Here is a 16546-nt window from a genome sequence, read left to right as displayed (position 1 = left end):
GTCATCGTCAATATTCAAGGGCTGGCGATTTATTTTTGTAACGCTGATTAAAATAAACTACACTGCATGACGACACCATTACCGCCAGGGGTAATACCCCGCAAAGGAAACCGATGATAAGAACCCGCGGCCGCCCGCGCAGCTTCGACCGCGACCAGGCGCTGCAACAAGCCATGCAAGTGTTCTGGAGCAAGGGCTACGAAGGCACCACCATGGCTGACCTGACCGAGGCCATCGGCGTGAAGGCGCCCAGCCTCTATGCCGCCTTTGGCGACAAGGATGCGCTCTTTCGCGAAGTCGTGGAGGTCTATGCCCGCACCGTGAGCGCAGAACCGTTGCGCCTGTTGCAGGCCGGCAAGGGTATCCGCGAAGACTTGCAGGCTATGCTGCGCGCCAGCGTGCGCATGTATTCGGGCAAGTCGACGGTGCCAGGCTTGCCGGCTGGAAAGGGGTGTATGGTCGTGATTTCAGCCATCAACTGCGCCCCCGAGAACAGTGAGCATAGCGACGCCCTCTCGCAACGTCGGCACAAGCGCCGCAATGAAATCCGCGCCCGGTTGTTGCAGGCGCAGCGCGAAGGGGAAATCCGGGCCGATGCCGATGTCACCGCCCTGGGGGATTTCTACACCAGTTTTCTCAACGGGCTGGCGCTGGGGGCAAAGGACGGCGTCTCCAGTGCGCGCCTGGCCGCCACACTGGGGCCGGCCATGCTGCCGCTGGAGAGTGTGCTGCTGGGCGCACGCTGATCTCCGGCTTTACCAAACCTGGGCCTTGCGGCAACATTCGGGTAATTTTCACTTTGGCTCCGGCCTTCCACCGACAACATGAAACCTCTGCGTTACGCCGTCATCGGCGGCGGCATCAATGGCCTGGCTGTGGCCCGTCAACTGCTGCTGGATGATCCCGACGTGCGCGTTACCGTCTTCGAAAAGGAAGAGGCGGTGGCGCAGCACCAGTCCAGCCACAATTCCGGCGTGGTGCATGCCGGGCTGTACTACGAACCTGGCGGCCTGAAAGCCACCTTGTGCCGGCGCGGCGTGGAGCTGGTCAAGCGCTATTGCGAGCAGAACGCGCTGCCCTATGACGAGTGCGGCAAGGTGGTCGTGGCGTTGGGTGAGGAAGAACTGCCGCGCCTGGAGGCCATCTATCGCAAGGCGCTGGCCAATGGCGTGCCGGATGTGGAGATGATCGACGCGGCGCGCCTGCGCGAGATCGAGCCCAATTGCGTGGGCCTGCGCGCGCTGTATTCGCCGCGCACCGCCATCGTCAGCTATGGCCAGATCGCCCAGCGTATGGCGCAGGAGATCGAGGAGCGCGGTGGTACGATCCGCCTCAATGCGTCGGTGCGGCGGGTCATCGAACGGGGCGACCAGGTCCATATCGAACTCCAGAGCGGTGAGATGCATCCCGAGGCATTCGATTCGGCCATTGCCTGCAGCGGCCTGCAATCGGACCGCCTGGCGCAGCAGTCGGGTGATGCCGCCACCCCGCGCATCGTGCCGTTCTTCGGCCAGTATTACGTGATCGACGAGGCCTACAAGTCGCACGTCAAGGGCCTGATCTATCCCGTTCCTGATCCGCGCTTCCCCTTCCTGGGCGTGCATTTCACCAAACGCATCGACGGCCAGATGACCATCGGTCCCAACGCCTTCATCTCGCTGGGCCGCGAGAATTACCACGGCGACCGGTTCAGCCTGCGTGACATTGCCGACTACCTGTCCTATCCCGGTTTCTGGAAGTTCGCCAGCCGCAACGTGCCGGCGACCTTGCGCGAACTCAAGACCGTGGTCAGCGAGCGCATCTTCGTGCGGGAAGCCGCCCGCTATGTGCCGGCGCTGGCCGAGGTGGGCGTTACGCCGGCCGTGCGCGGCATCCGTGCCCAGGCCATGGAAAGCAATGGCCGCCTGGTGGATGACTTCGTGATCCGTCAGAGCAGCCGCGTCACCCACATCCGCAACGCACCCTCACCGGGCGCTACGTCGTCGCTGGCCATCGGCGAACATATCGTGCGCAATCTGATCCGGCGCGATTGAGCCGATAAAAAACGCCGCGACGGTCGGCCCGTCGCGGCGTTCTGATCCTGCATCAACAGGAATGCGCAGCGCCGCTCAGGCAGCCTGCGCCAGTGCGCCGTCGTTTTCCCTCAATTGGCCACCCAGTGCATCGACCAGGGCGGTCAGCAGCTTGGCCAGCTCACCGGTCATCAGCATGAAGTCGCCGTCGAAGCGTTCATCGTCGTTCTTGCCGGCGATCTCGCTGTCTTCCTTGAGCACATCCAGCGGCGCGATGCGCTTGACCGACAGGTTTTCGGTCAGCACGAAGGAGACCTTGTCGGCCCAGGTCAGCGCCAGGCGCGTACATTGCTTGCCGGCTTCGATGTGGCGGCGGATGTCCTCGGCCTCCAGCGTATGGCGCACGTAGCGCACGGTGGCCTTGCTCTCGGCGGTGGAGCGCAGCTCGGTATCCTGGTCCACGGTAAAACCGTTGGGCGCTTCGTCGCTGGCCAGCCAGTCGGTCATGGCCGCTGCCGGCGACATGACGGTACGCAGCGTTTCCAGCGGGAACTTGGGGATGGCCTTGAACAGCAGCTTCAGCACTTCCTCGGCCTTGGAGGGCGAGCCGGCGTCGACCAGCAGCCAGCCATTGACCGGATCGATCCAGACCCAGGTGCTGCGCACCACCGAGAAGGCGCGCGGCAACAGCTCATCGGTGACCTGTTCCTTCAATTCCTTGGTCTGCTTGCGACCGGGCGGGAAGCCTTGCTGTTCTTCCAGCTCGGCAGCACGCGCCTTGGTGACCTGGTTGATGACGGTCGAGGGCAGCAGTTTCTTCTCGGTATCGAGTTTCATCAACAGCTGACGGTTGACCACGTGCACCAGCTTTTCATTGTTGCGCGGCGGTACCCAGCCCTGGCTTTGCATGTCCAGGCTGGAGCAGGCGGTGAAGGCCTGCGGTGCGAGATGGGATTCGAGTTCGTCGGCGCTGATGGCCCACGGTGCGGGCAGACGATAGATCTGTAGATTCTTAAACCACATAAGCTTCCGGGGCAGGGGGCAAAAAGGGAGATTCTACACGTCCGCTCCTGTGCAAGCGATGTCGGATTGTCCATGCCGGGACTTAAATTTTCCACTCCTGCAGTACGGCAACTTGCTCAGGAAGCAAAGGGCAGTTCCGCCTGCACAGCATGGCTTGCGGCGGCCTGCTCATCCTTCTTCGACAGCGCACCCACGCGCACGCCCAGCAGGCGCAGTTTCTTGTCCAGTGGCACGCGCTTGAGGCATTCGCCTGCGGCCTGGCGGATGGCGGCGGCGTCGCCGGTGGGCGAGGGCAGGGTGACATCACGGGTGACGCCACGGAAGTCGGCGTACTTGAGCTTGATGCCGATGGTGCGTCCGACATAGCCCTTGCGGTCCAGGTCGGCAGCCAGCTTCACGCACAGCGCGGTAAAGATCTCCGACAGTTGCGCCCGGTCGGCGCGCGCATGCAGGTCGCGCTCGAAGGTGGTCTCGCGGCTGATGGACTTGGGTTCGGAATAGGTCTGCACGGGCCGGTCATCGACGCCCTGCGCCACGCGGCCCAGCCATTCGGCATAGCTGCGGCCAAAGTGGGCGCGCAGCAGGTCCGGCGCTGCACCCGCCAGGTCGGCCACGGTGTCGATGCCCAGCGCGCTGAGCTTTTCGGCGGCCTTGGGGCCGATGCCATTGATCTTGCGCACCGGCAGCGGCCAGATGCGGCGTTCGATGTCGGCGGGGGTGAGGATGGTCAGGCCGTTGGGCTTGTCCAGCTCGGAAGAGATCTTGGCCAGCATCTTGTTGGGCGCCACGCCGATGGAGCAGGTCAGCGAGGTGGCCGCATGCACGGCGTCCTTGATCTGCCGCGCCACCTCAGGGGCGGTGTCGGACCAGGCCGAGAGATCGATGTAGATCTCATCGATGCCGCGGTCCTCGATCAGCGGTGCAATGTTGCGCACCGCTTCCTTGAACAGCCGTGAGTATTTGCGATAGGCCTCGAAGTCGGTCGGCAGCAGGATGGCGTCCGGCGCCAGCTGGGCCGCCTTCATGATGCCCATGGCCGAGAAGACGCCCAGGGCGCGCGCTTCGTAGGTGGAGGTGGTGACCACGCCGCGCCCGGCATAGTCGCGCATGCGGAAATACTGGCGCGTGCCGTCGGGCAGCTCCACCGGACGGGTGGCTGAACCACCGCCGATGACCACAGCCTGCCCGCGCAGGTCGGGATAGCGCAGCAGTTCCACCGAGGCATAGAAGGCGTCCATGTCGAGGTGGGCGATGCGGCGGTCGTTGGCCATGGTCTTGCTGGGTGTGAGGACTTAGTAGTGGGGCGGCTTCTCGTTGGCCGCGGCGCGGTCCTGGCTGGTGTCGGACAATTCCTTGAAGCGCTTGGCCAGCGCATGCAGCAGCATCTCCAGCTCCTCGATCTTCTTTTCCTGGCGATAGACGGTGCGGTTCAGTTCTTCCACCAGGTCTTCCTGGTGGGCGATCTTCATCTCGATGTCGATGAGGCGGTCTTCTTGGTTCATGGTTGTCTTTCTTCTTGCGAGGCGTTCAGGCCAGCCTGTTGGCCCTCGGCCTTGAGCCATTGCACCACGCCGTGGCCGGCGGCATGTCCGGTGGCGAAGCAGGCGGTGAGCAGGTAACCGCCGGTGGGGGCTTCCCAGTCCAGCATTTCGCCGGCGCAGAATACGCCGGGCAGGGCGCGCAGCATCAGCGCATCGTCGAGGGCTTCGAAGCTCACGCCGCCAGCGCTGCTGATGGCCTCGGCAATCGGGCGGGGACGCAGGACCGTCAGCGGCAACGCCTTGATGGCGCGGGCCAGCTTGTCCATGTCGGCGAACGTGTCCTTGTCCAGCAGCTCGCGCAGCAGCCCGGCCTTGACGCCCTTGAGATGCAGGCGGCTTTGCAGATGGCTGGAGAGCGAGCGCGCCCCGCGAGGATGAGACAGTTCGGCGCTGACCTTCTCCAGCGTCCAGTCTGGCAGCAGGTCCAGGTACAGGCGCGCCGATCCTTCGCTGGCGATGGTCTCGCGCAGTGCCGAGGAGAGGGCATAGACCAGGCCGCCTTCGATCCCCTGCGCGGTGATGATGAATTCGCCGCGCCGGTTCTGCATGCCGCCACTGGGCAGCGCCACGCTGGCTACCACCGGCTTGACCGGCGCACCGGCAAAGCGCTCGCGGAAATGCTCGCTCCAGTCCAGCTCGAAGCCGCAGTTGGCCGGCAGCAGTGGTGCGACTTCGACCTGGCGCGCCTGCAGCAGCGGCACCCAGCTGCCATCCGAACCCAGGCGCGGCCAGCTGGCGCCGCCCAGGGCCAGCACGACTGCATCGGCGCGTACGCTGGTTTCACCGTCGGGATGGGCCAGGCGCAGCGTCCCGTCTTGCTGCCAGCCCAGCCAGCGATGGCGCATGTGCAGGCGCACGCCGGCTTCGCGCAGGCGGTGCAGCCAGGCGCGCAGCAAGGGCGCAGCCTTCATCTCGCGCGGAAAGACGCGGCCGGAGCTGCCTACGAAGGTCTCGATGCCCAGGTCATGGATCCATGCGCGCAGGCGGTCGGCGTCGAAGCGGCGCACGAAGGGGGCGACCTGCTCGCGACGCTTGCCGTAGCGCGGCAGGAAATCCGGTTGCGGTTCGGAATGGGTGATGTTCATGCCGCCCTTGCCGGCCAGCAGGAACTTGCGGCCAGCCGAGGGCATGGCGTCATAGACGTCCACGGCCAGGCCATGGGCGGCCAGCACCTCGGCCGCCATCAGCCCGGCCGGGCCGGCGCCGATCACGGCCACGCGCTTGCCGTCGGTGGCGGAGGGAGTAGGGGTCTGCATTTGTGTCATGGGCGGGATGATACCGCCGGCCTGCGGTGAGCGCACGCGCCAGCTGCGCTGGCGGGCGAGGTGATGGGATCAGCGGCGGTGTGGCGCGCTGTACTTGCTCTCCAGCCGGGCCACGACCAGCGCCAGGCAGATGGTCATGGAGAAATACAGCACGGAGATGGTGATATACGGTTCCCAGTAACGCGCATAGGTGCCGGCCACGGTCCGCGCGGCATAGGCCAGCTCGGCCAGGCCGATGGCCGAGACCAGCGAGGAATCCTTCAACAGCGTGATGGCTTCATTGCCCAGCGGCGGCAGCATGCGGCGGAAGGCCTGGGGCAGCACCACATAGCGCATCGTCAGGCCATAGTTCATGCCCAGGCTGGCGGCGGCATAGGATTGGCCGCGCTCGATGGACTGGATGCCGGCGCGGAAGATCTCAGAGATATACGCGCCCGCATTGAGCGACAGCGCCACAGTGCCGGAGAGGAAGGCGCCGTAGTCCTGCTTGATGGTGCGCGCCAGTTCGCCCGTGATCAGCAGGCCATGTTCCTGCTGCACCAGCACCGGCATGACCGCGAAGTGGATCAGCATGATCTGCACGAACAAGGGCGTGCCGCGGAAGAAGGCCACGTAGAAGCCGGCCAGCCAGCGCATGCTCTTGAGCGGCCATTTCCAGGGACCATGCTGCACCTCGGCCAGCCGCAGCATTCCCACCAGCAGGCCGATCACGGTGCCGATCAGGATGCTGATCAGGGACACCTGCAAGGTCATGAGAACGCCCTTGGCGAACAACGGCGCATAGCCTTGGATGATGCTCCAGCGGAAATCCATGTCGGACTCGATTGGTGGGAGTGGGTGGAAAAATCAGTTTCTGCAAAGACAGGACGGCGGCATCCCGCCGCCGTCCTGGTGGCAGGCGGGGCGCGTGGCCCGGCCTGCCTGGTGCCTGCCTATTTCTGCTTGCCTGCCGGCTTACTTGCCGAAGTATTGTGCACTGATGGCGGCGAAGCTGCCATCGGCCTTCATCTCGGCCAGACCCTTGTTGATCTTGGCCAGCAGTTCCGGATCATCCTTGCGCACGGCGATGCCGTAGTCTTCCTTCGGGAAGCTGGGGTCGGTGACGGTGCGCAGCTTGCTGTTGGGGTTGTTGGCGATGTAGTTCTTCACCACCGGCTCATCAGCCACGACGGCATCCACGCCGCCGCTTTCCAGTTCCTTCAGGGCCAGCGGGGTGGAATCGAAGCGCTTGATCTTGGCGCTGTTCTTGCCCAGCACCTGCTGCACCAGTTCGTCGCCGGAGGTGGCGCTCTGGGTGCCCACGGTCAGGGGCTTCAAGTCTTCCATCTTGCTGACCTTGGTGTCAGCGGCCGGCAGGGCGATGGTCTGGGTGGCCACGAAGTAGGGCTCGGAGAAGGCCACCGACTTCTTGCGCTCGTCGGTGATGGTGATGGCCGAGATCAGCAGGTCGCGGTCGCCCTGGGCCAGGAAGTTGAAGAAGCCTTCGAACGGGGTCGGCACGAACTTGACTTCGATACCGATCTTCTTGGCCAGCGCCTTCATGATGTCGATGTCGAAACCGACCACGTCCTTCTGTTCGTTTTCCGAAGAGAAGGGGGCATAGGCCGACTCCACGCCGACCACGTACACGCGTGCCGGTGCGGCGGCCTGCGGCGCGGCAGCGGTGGCGCTCTTGTCTTCCTGCTTGCCGCAGGCGGCCAGGCCCAGCATGCCGACGAAGCCGGCGGTCAGCGCCAGCGCGCGGGCGTGGCGGGTGAACATCTTGATCATCTTGTGGATTTCCTTGTCTGGAATGGTTGGGCGGAACAGGCCTGGTCACGCGGCTTGTGCGGCGACCAATATTGCTCCGGTGAAACGCGGGGATTTTTTTGCAGGCCGCATTGTAAACCGTCCAGGGGTGGTGGCGGGCAATGGCGCGTCAAAAAGGGGCAGGAAAAGGTGGAAAGCGTGGCGTCTGTGCAATTTTCAGGACGGATATGCGCAAATGTTGCCCTGTTTCGAACAGCCGCGCTGACTGTCAGCCATAGGACGCCGTGGCGAGGCTGGAAATGAGGCTGCACCCGCAGGCCGCACGATGCCCTTGCAGGGCCACCATGCGGTCACCGATCAGGTAGGTCGGCGCACCCTCGATGATCGGAGTGGTGCCATGCCCTTCCCTGGGACAACTGACCAGGTCACCAACACGGGCGATGCCGATACCGTGGAGGGTGTGGGTAGGAGAGGCGGAGATCACTTTGCCGCCATGGGAAGTGGAGTCGCCGAGACGGATGATGGGCAGTGGCATGCGTGGCTTTCTTTGGGAGGGGATACGATCAGAAGGCGCCGGGGCGTGTGCGTAGCGTCGGAAGGACCTTGTCCCACAGGTGGATGGCTTCGGCTTCGCTCAGGCTGGGGGTGAAGATGGGCGGCGGATAAGCATGTTCGTCGGGATCCTCGGGATCAGGTTCGGGTTTGCGCGTGCCTACATTCATTCCCACCTCGATCGAAGGATTGGTGGCGCCATCTCCCCGGCGTGTATCTTCGTAGCGGAATTCGAGTGCAGGAATCTTGGTATGTTCATCCGGGGCCATATAAAGCACCTCTTGTCCGGGGAGCTCGCGGTAGATCCTGCCGCTTCTGATGAGGCGTCCACCGTCCGTCTTCCAGATGGGCGCAAGGAATTTCATCCGGTCCAGCAGCGTATCGGCGTCGCGTGGGCCGGATAAGGTCGCTAGCGTGAAATACACATCGTCGACCTCGTTCAGATGATAGAAGAACCGGATGCTTTCGGCGCTTGAAGCGGGGCCCTCGACAAAGCCATTGAGGATGCAGATGCCTTGGCCAGAAGGGATTTCGTTGCCGCGGGGGCGGGTGCGGTGGTAGACCTTGAGCAGGGTGGCCATTCTTTCGGGGACGGTACTTATCACAGTTCCAGCGGGAAGTTTCTCCTTGGAATAATGCCTGTCTCGCGCATCAATTTTCATCTTGATCTGATAGCCATCACGCCAATCCATGAGTTCGAGGATACGGAAGACGTTATTGAATTCGCTTTCGGCGCGATTAAAAATGACACCACGTCGATTGGGTAGTGCAACTATTTCCTTTAGCGTTGCAGTCCTGGGTTCGACGAGAAGGGTTTCCGACTCAAGCACTCTCTTTCTTGCCTCCAGCGCCCGTTGGAATTCCGTTTCTGACTGCGCTTTGATATCAATGGTGACCCCGTCGATTTCTTGCCCCCCCTCGGTGTTGAGAACGAAGCTTTCCGGCAAGTCAATCAGATAGCGTCCAAAACATCTCGGAATCATTTTTTCGGTAATCGCGTTCATTTTCTGAGTTTCCTTCGCGGTGAGCTCTGGGGTTCCACGGTGGTATAAAAAAAAAGCAGATAGAATCAAAGCGAGTAATACGCCAGTTGAGACAAGATATTTATTTCTCATAAATTTTTATTCGTAGTCGAGCGTTGTGCCTTTAACCGCCTGGACGATCTGAACGATGGCGCGAAGAGTAAATTCTCTGGCGATGTCTGAATCTTTATAAGCAGACTCATGCCCAACTGAAATGCGAAGCAGCGATTTCATGCCAGGATGTTCTTTGGGCGCAATGCCAGAACGATGAGGAACCGTGCCGTCACCGTCTTCGTCGGGCTCGCTGATTCGAAATACTTCGTTAGGTGCTATCTGTCCTGCGCTCATTCCGTGAGGGTAAAGTGCGGTCCTTGTTTCTCCCAATTCACCGTAGAAGTTTAGTTTGGCATCGAATACATCTTTATTCGGTCGCGGGATAGGCGGACGTCTGGGTGACTGGAAAGTTGTTCGCCACTGCACCGTTCCATAAGCCTTGAAGTGACGATCACTGCCGAAAAATGCATAAGTGTTAGGGTGGTACTCCCCGGTGATTTCCTGATGAAATGTCTTGACTTTGCTATTGATGACGTCAGAAAAGTCAGCCCAGTCGGCATCAATTTCTCGCTTCTGGCTTGCTGAGAGCATCGTTGTGCGAGGAGTGATCAGATGGTCCTCGCACATGCTCCACCATCGCCCACGGACAGTGTAGATCTCGTAGTAGGGGTCGTTATTGCGCGGCAAACTGACCACAGTGCTTCCACCATCAATCCTGAGCCAGCCATTTCCGTATTCCGGTGTTGGCAGCAACTGTAATGGGCCTGGTGCACTGGATAACACCGCAGTCATTTCCGCCGCATCTTCTCCCAATACTTTGGTCGCCAGCCATCCGCCTTCCGTTCCCGATTTGAATCGTCGATAGACAGCGGCTGCACCGATAGCGGGCATGACACCGTGGACGATGCCCAGGATCTTGTCCGACATGCCGAGTACTTCCGAGCAATAGCGCGCCACAAGTCCGCCCATGGAGTGGGTCACCAGAATCACTTTCTCGCAGCGCTTTTTCTCCTTCTTGTATCGTGCGATTACACTGTTGATTCGCTCACGTAACTGCTTGGCTGATGCATCATTGCTGTCCAGCCAGTTGTAGCCAAATGCATGTACAGGGAATCGATAACGGTAGCTGAGTGCGACCTCTGCCTTTAGCAGGGCTTCGTCGCTTTTCATTGACCCCAATGTTCTACCGATCAGCAAATCGCGATGGCCGCCTTTGGTATTGGTGAAATCGTTCAATGCGTTCTCAAGCCAGACCAGAAAGTCACCGTAGCTCATTGCCCCGACTTCGCCCCAGCCGCGCCGTTTCAGTTCCTCTCCATGTTGGGCTGTCCCGCTAGGTCTTGTTCCATCGTCGTCAACAACCATCTTTTTAGGGGTCAAATATCGCTTTCGCTTGGCAGGTCCTCTAGTGAGCCACATCAACATGGAGAATTCACTATCCAGCCGCCACCGAACCCCGTCCGCGTCTCCAATCCCCTTCAAATTACTACCCATCACACCCGGCACAAAGATCACCGGAATGACACGATCCGGAATCATGTGGCAGACCGCATAGGAGTCATCAGGACTGCTGAGCGTGGACTTCCATTCAGGATTGCCCTTCTTGTCAAAGGTCGCTGTCAGCAAGCGTTCACTCTTGTTTTTGCTCATGATGGAGGTTGTCCTTCTGGAAGGATGCGCAGGGAAGTGTTCTCGACGAACAGGCTTTTCTGCAGGCCGGTCTTACCTTGTGCGTCGGTCACGCCGCGTACTTTGGTACCATCGCCGCGGACGATTTCAAAGCGCCTGTTCTTGACAGGAGATTGGTCATACGGCCACCTCAGGACGAACTCTTCGTCGAATGGCAGTGCTGCCGACGACTTGTTCATTTCGTAGGCCAAGGTTGTGGGGCCCGGCATTGCATGGGTACCCGCCTTGGCCTCCCATGCTCCTGATGTCCCTTGTGTGATTCCCGATGCGTTGAGCCGGATGAAGGAGCCTCCTGCCGTAATGAGCACTTCTTCTTTGGCGCGAATCTCCACCCGCCCGCTCGCCGACAGCAGCCGCGCCACCTTCTCGGCAATCAGTTCCAGATCGTCGCTCTGCGCCTGCACCTCCACCTTGCCCTTGGCGGAAAACAGCTTGATCCCGGCCTTGAAGGCGAACAGGCTGATCTTCTCGGCCACGCTGGCCAGCAGGCTTTTGCCGACAGCGATGCTGGTATCCGCTCCCGATGACAACGTAATCTCGCCACCAGCATGCGTATGCACGCCTTTGGGTGTCGTCAGGCCGATGCCGTCCGGCGAGGCCGCCAGCAGAATGGCCTGCTGGAAACGATTGGCCTGCGCCTGCGACGGATCCTCGTAATCTGCCTGCGTGGCATCGATGAAATCGCGCAATGCTTCCTGCCCTGCCAAGGGTTCTGCACCAGCTTTCGCTGCCGTCTCCGACAGGGTCCGGCTGAGGTTGGCGCCGGACTTCAACTGGCCGGTAGCCTCGCGGGCATCGAGTTGCGTTCCCTGTGCGCCTGGCCTTCCATAGGTGCTGATGTACAAGCCCTTGTGTGTGACGATGGCGCCGTAGGCATCGGTGCTGAGCGCGAAGCCGCTGCCAAAGAAGCTGCGACGCTCATTGCCCGTCTGGCTGACCAGATGCCCGAGATTCAATTGCGCATGGGTATTGGTGCTGTAGAGATGAATCCGGTTCTGCTCAGGGGTGTCGTCCATCACCATCTGGTTGAAGCCGGTACCGCCGAATTCCTTGGACTTCACACCCGAGAGCCGCCCGTTGGTATGCCACTGCGGACGCTGTTCCGCATTGAACAAGCGTCCTGTCACGACCGGGCGATCCGGGTCGCCATTAAGGAAGGAGACAATGACTTCCTGCCCGATGCGCGGCACCTGGATGGCGCCCCAGTACTGGCCCGCATTGGGATAGCTCACACGCACCCAGCAGGACGCCGCCTCGTTGCCGGGATTGATCCGGTCCCAGCGGAACTGGACCTTGATGCGATCGAGGTGATCGGTATAGACCTCTTCACTGGCAGGCCCCACGACGATGGCCGTCTGCGGCAGCATGACCGGCCTGGCATGCGCCCGCGCAGGGCGAAACGGCAGCTTGCGGCGCTGTACTTCGAAGCGATTGAAGCAATGGCCCGTGTGCTCGTTGTCCGTCTCGGCAACCTGCCGTTCGCGCCGGATTGACTCCTTGAAGGCCATCAGCGCGCCTTTCAGGCTGCCCGGAAAATCCAGCGCCTGATGTGACAGGGGAAGGTTGTTCTCGACGAACCAGTCGATGGCCAGGATGACGAACTGGCGTTCCCTGTCGGGCTCTGCCCGATGCTGGGGATGTTCTTCCAGCCTGAACCAGCGCCCGCACGCCAGATTGCGCACGCCAGAGACGGCAGAGTAGCGCTGCATGGAAGACTCCCACTGTTCCACTTGCAGGTCGGCCTGGCGATTGCCCTGTTCCTGCAGCCTGAAACTGTAGGCGCCGGTGTACTCATACATCTCCAGCTGTGCGGGAAGCTGGCCGTATTCGGGCATCACCTGTTCTTCGGCCTCTTTCTTCATGCCGGGCGATTTGTAGTCGTCGCTGCGGCCCCGCCACCCTTTGGAGGAGAGCGTGCGGCTTGCGCTCCAATGCAGGATCTTGTCGAGTTCGTCGCGAGGGGCCGCACCGTGGAAGGCAATTCCTTGCTGCGGCAAGCCGGGCAGGTTCCACGTATTGTCGGTGATGACCAGAACATGGCCGCTGCCATCTTCCCGCTGCTCGTGATGGGCGAACCAGCCTTCTTCTTCCATCAGGCGCTGGACGAAATGCCAGTCGGTTTCGTACTGGGTGCAATAGGGTCGGGGCGTATAAGGGCGCTCCAACTGGAAACGGTAATGGCCACGCGCTTGCGGATGGTTGTTGAAGACGTCGGCGAGAATGTCCTCGGTCCTCTTGTCCTGCCAGATCCGCGCGTCTTTGCGAAAGCGCAGGAAATGCAGCCACGGAGAAAGCGAGAGCTGGCAGAAATCGAGCTCGCCGTCACTGCCCAGGCGCTTTGCGGTATGCACGTAGCCATGCAGGGGGAGGGTGTCGCCGTCATGCTGCCTGATCCACAGAGTGACTGGCTGCGCAATCAACTGCTCCAACGCGATACCGGTGTGCGTGGCCAGCAGATCGATGGTGACTTCGTAGCCGTCATTGAGTCGCTCGGTGGCGACGAGCCGTTGTGGCAGCAGGATATCTGGCCCGAGTGACGAGTCCAGCTGGAGCAGCCGGCGATGCTGCGTGATGCGCGCTTGGGAGCGTCGTGAATCATTCGGCGAGGGGGAGGGCATGCGATGCGGCTTCCAGAGAGAATTCGCGCAGTCCGGACCATGCCAGTGAACAAACAGGAGAAAAGCGCAGGACTTCTTGCGAAGTGCGCGTGCCCGGCTTGAAGGAGGAAGCCCCGGATGCGGCCAATGCCTTTGAGTTCATCGGTGCAGCAGAAGCCTCGGGCGACGAAGGCGACAGTCTCCGATGCACGAGGCGCTTTCTCAATGGAAGAACTTCTATTTTTTCCGCCAAATTATTTTGGCAGTGTCGAGTGGCAGCCCACCCGTTGTGAAGCAATGACGATCAAACGGATGGATACAGCGGGGTAAAGGAGGCCGCCCTGTCAGTCCCCGATACGGCGGGTGCTAACTTTGTTCCGGCGTATTGCGCGGTTTCTGCAGCAGCGCCTTGAGATTGGCCAGGCGCGCCTGCGGCGTGATCTTCTCGCTTTCCTGCGGCACGGCCTCGCCTTCGTCCAGGCGCATCTCCTTGACGAAGCGCGAGATCTGGCACTCGATCACTTCCTTGGCGCGCTTGCGGCGCTTGCACCAGGACAGGTGCAGCGAGCGCTGCGCCCGGGTGATGCCCACGTACATCAGGCGGCGCTCTTCTTCCACCCGTGCAGCGGCTTCTTCGGGCGGCGTATCGGGGTCGCCCTTGTGCGGGAGGATGCCTTCTTCCACGCCCACCAGGAACACATGCGGAAACTCCAGCCCCTTGGAGGCATGCAGGGTGGACATGCGCACCGCATCCTGCTCTTCGTCGCGCCCTTCGAGCATGCTCATCAGCGCCACCATCTGGGTGATTTCCAGCAGGTTCTTTTCTTCGCCTTCGCCATCGCGGCCACCGCAGGCGCGTTCCTTCAACCAGTTGATGAAGTCCACCACGTTCTGCCAGCGCGCCTGGGCGGCGCGTTCCTCGAAGCTGTCGTAGAGGTAGAACTCGTAGTTGATCGCTTCCATCATGTCGTCCAGCACCTTGCCGGCGTTCTCGCCGCTGCCCGACGGGCCGGGCCGGGTGGCGCGCGACTCCAGGGCGTTGATGAAATCGCAGAACTTGCGCAGCGGCAGCAGCTGGCGGTCGGTCAGCTTGTCTTCCAGGCCGCCCTTGTAGACCGCCTCGAACAGCGAACACTGCCATTGCCCGGCCAGCGTGCCCAGCACCTCCAGCGTGGCCTGGCCCACACCCCGGCGCGGCGTGGTGACGGCGCGGATGAAGGCAGGGTCGTCGTCCTGGTTGGCGATCAGGCGCAGGTAGGCAATGATGTCCTTGATCTCGGCGCGGTCGAAGTAGCTCTGGCCGCCCGACATCACGTAGGGAATACGTTCGCGCCGCAGCGATTTTTCCAGGATGCGCGCCTGGTGGTTGCCGCGATAGAGGATGGCGTAGTCGGCAAACTTGGCGCGCCGCTCGAAGCGGTGCGCCGAGAGCGTGATGGCGATCTGGTCGGCTTCGGCTTCTTCGTCATCCATGGCCATGACCGTGATCGGATCGCCCAGGCCGTGCTCGGACCACAGGGTCTTGTCGAACAGCTTGGGATTGTTGGAGATCACCGCGTTGGCCGCCTGCAGGATGCGCGTGCTGGAGCGGTAGTTCTGTTCCAGCTTGATCAGGTGCAGGTTGGGGAAATCCACCCCCAGGAGTTTCAGGTTCTCGATGGTCGCGCCGCGCCAGGCATAGATGGCCTGGTCGTCATCACCCACGGCGGTGAACATGGGTTTCTTGCCGATGCCGGTGACCAGCAGCTTGACCAGTTCGTACTGGCAGGTGTTGGTGTCCTGGTATTCGTCGATCAACAGGTAGCGCAGCTTGCGCTGCCAGCGGTCGCGCACTTCCTCGTTGCTGCGGAAGAGCTCCACCGGCAGGCGGATCAGGTCATCGAAATCGACCGCCTGGTAAGCCTTCAAGGTCGCCACATAGCTGCGATAGATGCGCGCGGCCTGGGCTTCGTCCTCGGTGCGGGCGTTCTTTTCGGCCAGGTCAGGATCGACCAGGCCGTTCTTCCATAGCGAAATCGAATTCTGTACACCCCGGATGATGGCCTTGTCGGTGGTCACCGCCAGTTCTTGCACGAGGGAAAAACAATCGTCGCTGTCCATGATTGAAAAGCGGTCCTTCAGCCCCAGATGCTGGGACTCCTGCCGCAATATCTTCACGCCCAGCGAATGGAAGGTCGAGACCGTGAGGTGCTTGGCCTGCTTGGGGTCCTTGAGCAGCTTGGCGATGCGTTCCTGCATTTCCAGCGCGGCCTTGTTGGTGAAGGTCAGCGCGGCGATGTTGCGCGATTCGTAACCGCAGTTCTCGATCAGGTGGGCGATCTTCTGCGTGATCACGCGGGTCTTGCCCGAACCGGCGCCGGCCAGTACCAGGCAGGGCCCGGCCATATAGTGGACGGCTTCGCTTTGCGGCTTGTTCAGGCCGAAGGAGGGGGCGGACATACGGATGGGATCGGCGGCGGCAGGGGAAGGAAAGAGGCGTCATTGTAGCAGCCCGGCCCCACCCACCGGAGGCCCTGTGGGACAATGCGCGCATGGGGCCGCCTGGGGCGGCCGGACTAAGCGAGTGCAATCATGAAATTCAATCACCTCATCCAGATCAACGATCCGCTCAACCCGCTGATCGATTCCCTGACCCGCGAACAACTGTGGCGCGGCCTGGTCATGCGCGCCGAGTCGCCGGGCCTGTTCATGCCGCACCTGGACGACTGCCGCCTGTCCGAGAAGAGCCTGGACAGCGTGCGCCGCGAACTGCGTTATGGCGAGCTGGTCATCATCGACAAGGTGACTTACCTGCCGCAGATCCAGGTGCTCTACGAAGTGCCGGCGCAGGGCGAGATCCCGCCCTCGCGCATGAGCATGACCATCGAGGAGCCGCAGGCCGAGGTGTTGTTCGTGCGCTTCGAGTACGACGATGGGCAGCCTGAGGATGTCACTGGCGAAGAGGCCTTCTATGACAACTTCCGCCGCTCGGCCTACCAGGAAGCTGATATCGATACGGTGCGCATCATCCGCGAACTGACCCAGCGCGGCGAGCTGCATTGA

Annotated in this window: 14 protein-coding genes; 3 read left to right on the top strand and 11 right to left on the bottom strand. The window is 61.6% G+C overall.

Translation table 11 applies throughout. The annotated features are described in order from the left end of the window. Window positions 1-113: 113 nt before the first annotated feature. The gene (locus ACP92_RS21600) at window positions 114-746 is read left to right on the top strand and encodes a TetR/AcrR family transcriptional regulator (RefSeq protein ID WP_013236256.1); all 633 of its coding nucleotides are present in this window, start codon (window positions 114-116) and stop codon (window positions 744-746) included. Window positions 747-824: 78 nt separating this feature from the next. Next, a complete protein-coding gene (gene lhgO, locus ACP92_RS21595; RefSeq protein ID WP_013236255.1) occupies window positions 825-2033 on the top strand; it encodes an L-2-hydroxyglutarate oxidase in 1209 nt (402 codons plus the stop codon). A gap of 75 nt (window positions 2034-2108) precedes the next feature. Here lhgO and ACP92_RS21590 read toward each other — a convergent pair whose 3' ends face one another. The 11 genes from ACP92_RS21590 to ACP92_RS21540 all read right to left on the bottom strand — a co-directional run bounded on the left by ACP92_RS21590 (window position 2109) and on the right by ACP92_RS21540 (window position 15943). Next, on the bottom strand, window positions 2109-3035 hold the full coding sequence (locus ACP92_RS21590) for a recombination-associated protein RdgC (protein WP_013236254.1): 927 nt from the start codon (window positions 3033-3035) through the stop codon (window positions 2109-2111). A 116-nt stretch (window positions 3036-3151) separates the two neighbouring features. Beyond that, complete coding sequence (dinB, locus tag ACP92_RS21585; protein WP_013236253.1) at window positions 3152-4306, bottom strand: DNA polymerase IV; 1155 nt, start codon at window positions 4304-4306, stop codon at window positions 3152-3154. Window positions 4307-4327: 21 nt separating this feature from the next. Beyond that, window positions 4328-4537, bottom strand: coding sequence for a SlyX family protein (locus ACP92_RS21580; protein ID WP_041311309.1), 210 nt, complete (start codon window positions 4535-4537; stop codon window positions 4328-4330). Then, the gene (locus tag ACP92_RS21575) at window positions 4534-5832 is read right to left on the bottom strand and encodes a TIGR03862 family flavoprotein (protein ID WP_013236252.1); all 1299 of its coding nucleotides are present in this window, start codon (window positions 5830-5832) and stop codon (window positions 4534-4536) included. Before ACP92_RS21575 ends, ACP92_RS21580 begins: the two co-directional genes overlap by 4 nt. A 78-nt stretch (window positions 5833-5910) precedes the next feature. Beyond that, window positions 5911-6654 carry an amino acid ABC transporter permease gene (locus tag ACP92_RS21570; protein ID WP_013236251.1) on the bottom strand — a complete coding sequence of 248 codons (744 nt, stop codon included), beginning with the start codon at window positions 6652-6654 and terminating at the stop codon, window positions 5911-5913. A 141-nt stretch (window positions 6655-6795) separates the two neighbouring features. Next, the gene (locus ACP92_RS21565) at window positions 6796-7611 is read right to left on the bottom strand and encodes a basic amino acid ABC transporter substrate-binding protein (protein ID WP_013236250.1); all 816 of its coding nucleotides are present in this window, start codon (window positions 7609-7611) and stop codon (window positions 6796-6798) included. A 247-nt stretch (window positions 7612-7858) separates the two neighbouring features. Beyond that, the gene (locus ACP92_RS21560) at window positions 7859-8125 is read right to left on the bottom strand and encodes a PAAR domain-containing protein (RefSeq protein ID WP_013236249.1); all 267 of its coding nucleotides are present in this window, start codon (window positions 8123-8125) and stop codon (window positions 7859-7861) included. A 28-nt stretch (window positions 8126-8153) separates the two neighbouring features. Continuing rightward, window positions 8154-9146, bottom strand: a complete 993-nt coding sequence (locus tag ACP92_RS21555; RefSeq protein ID WP_041311307.1) for a T6SS immunity protein Tli4 family protein — start codon at window positions 9144-9146, stop codon at window positions 8154-8156. A 117-nt stretch (window positions 9147-9263) separates the two neighbouring features. Then, window positions 9264-10868, bottom strand: a complete 1605-nt coding sequence (locus ACP92_RS21550; RefSeq protein ID WP_013236247.1) for an esterase/lipase family protein — start codon at window positions 10866-10868, stop codon at window positions 9264-9266. Continuing rightward, window positions 10865-13525 (bottom strand): type VI secretion system Vgr family protein, encoded by a 2661-nt coding sequence (locus tag ACP92_RS21545; RefSeq protein ID WP_013236246.1) that lies wholly within the window; start codon window positions 13523-13525, stop codon window positions 10865-10867. Before ACP92_RS21545 ends, ACP92_RS21550 begins: the two co-directional genes overlap by 4 nt. A 345-nt stretch (window positions 13526-13870) precedes the next feature. Beyond that, complete coding sequence (locus ACP92_RS21540; RefSeq protein ID WP_013236245.1) at window positions 13871-15943, bottom strand: UvrD-helicase domain-containing protein; 2073 nt, start codon at window positions 15941-15943, stop codon at window positions 13871-13873. A 132-nt stretch (window positions 15944-16075) separates the two neighbouring features. Between ACP92_RS21540 and ACP92_RS21535 the strand changes: the two genes are divergently transcribed. Continuing rightward, entirely contained in the window at window positions 16076-16546 is a 471-nt protein-coding gene (locus tag ACP92_RS21535) for an SRPBCC family protein (RefSeq protein ID WP_013236244.1), read from the top strand.

This window comes from Herbaspirillum seropedicae (genome assembly GCF_001040945.1).
Classification (GTDB): domain Bacteria; phylum Pseudomonadota; class Gammaproteobacteria; order Burkholderiales; family Burkholderiaceae_D; genus Herbaspirillum; species Herbaspirillum seropedicae.
This window is presented reverse-complemented; position numbering and strand designations above follow the sequence as displayed.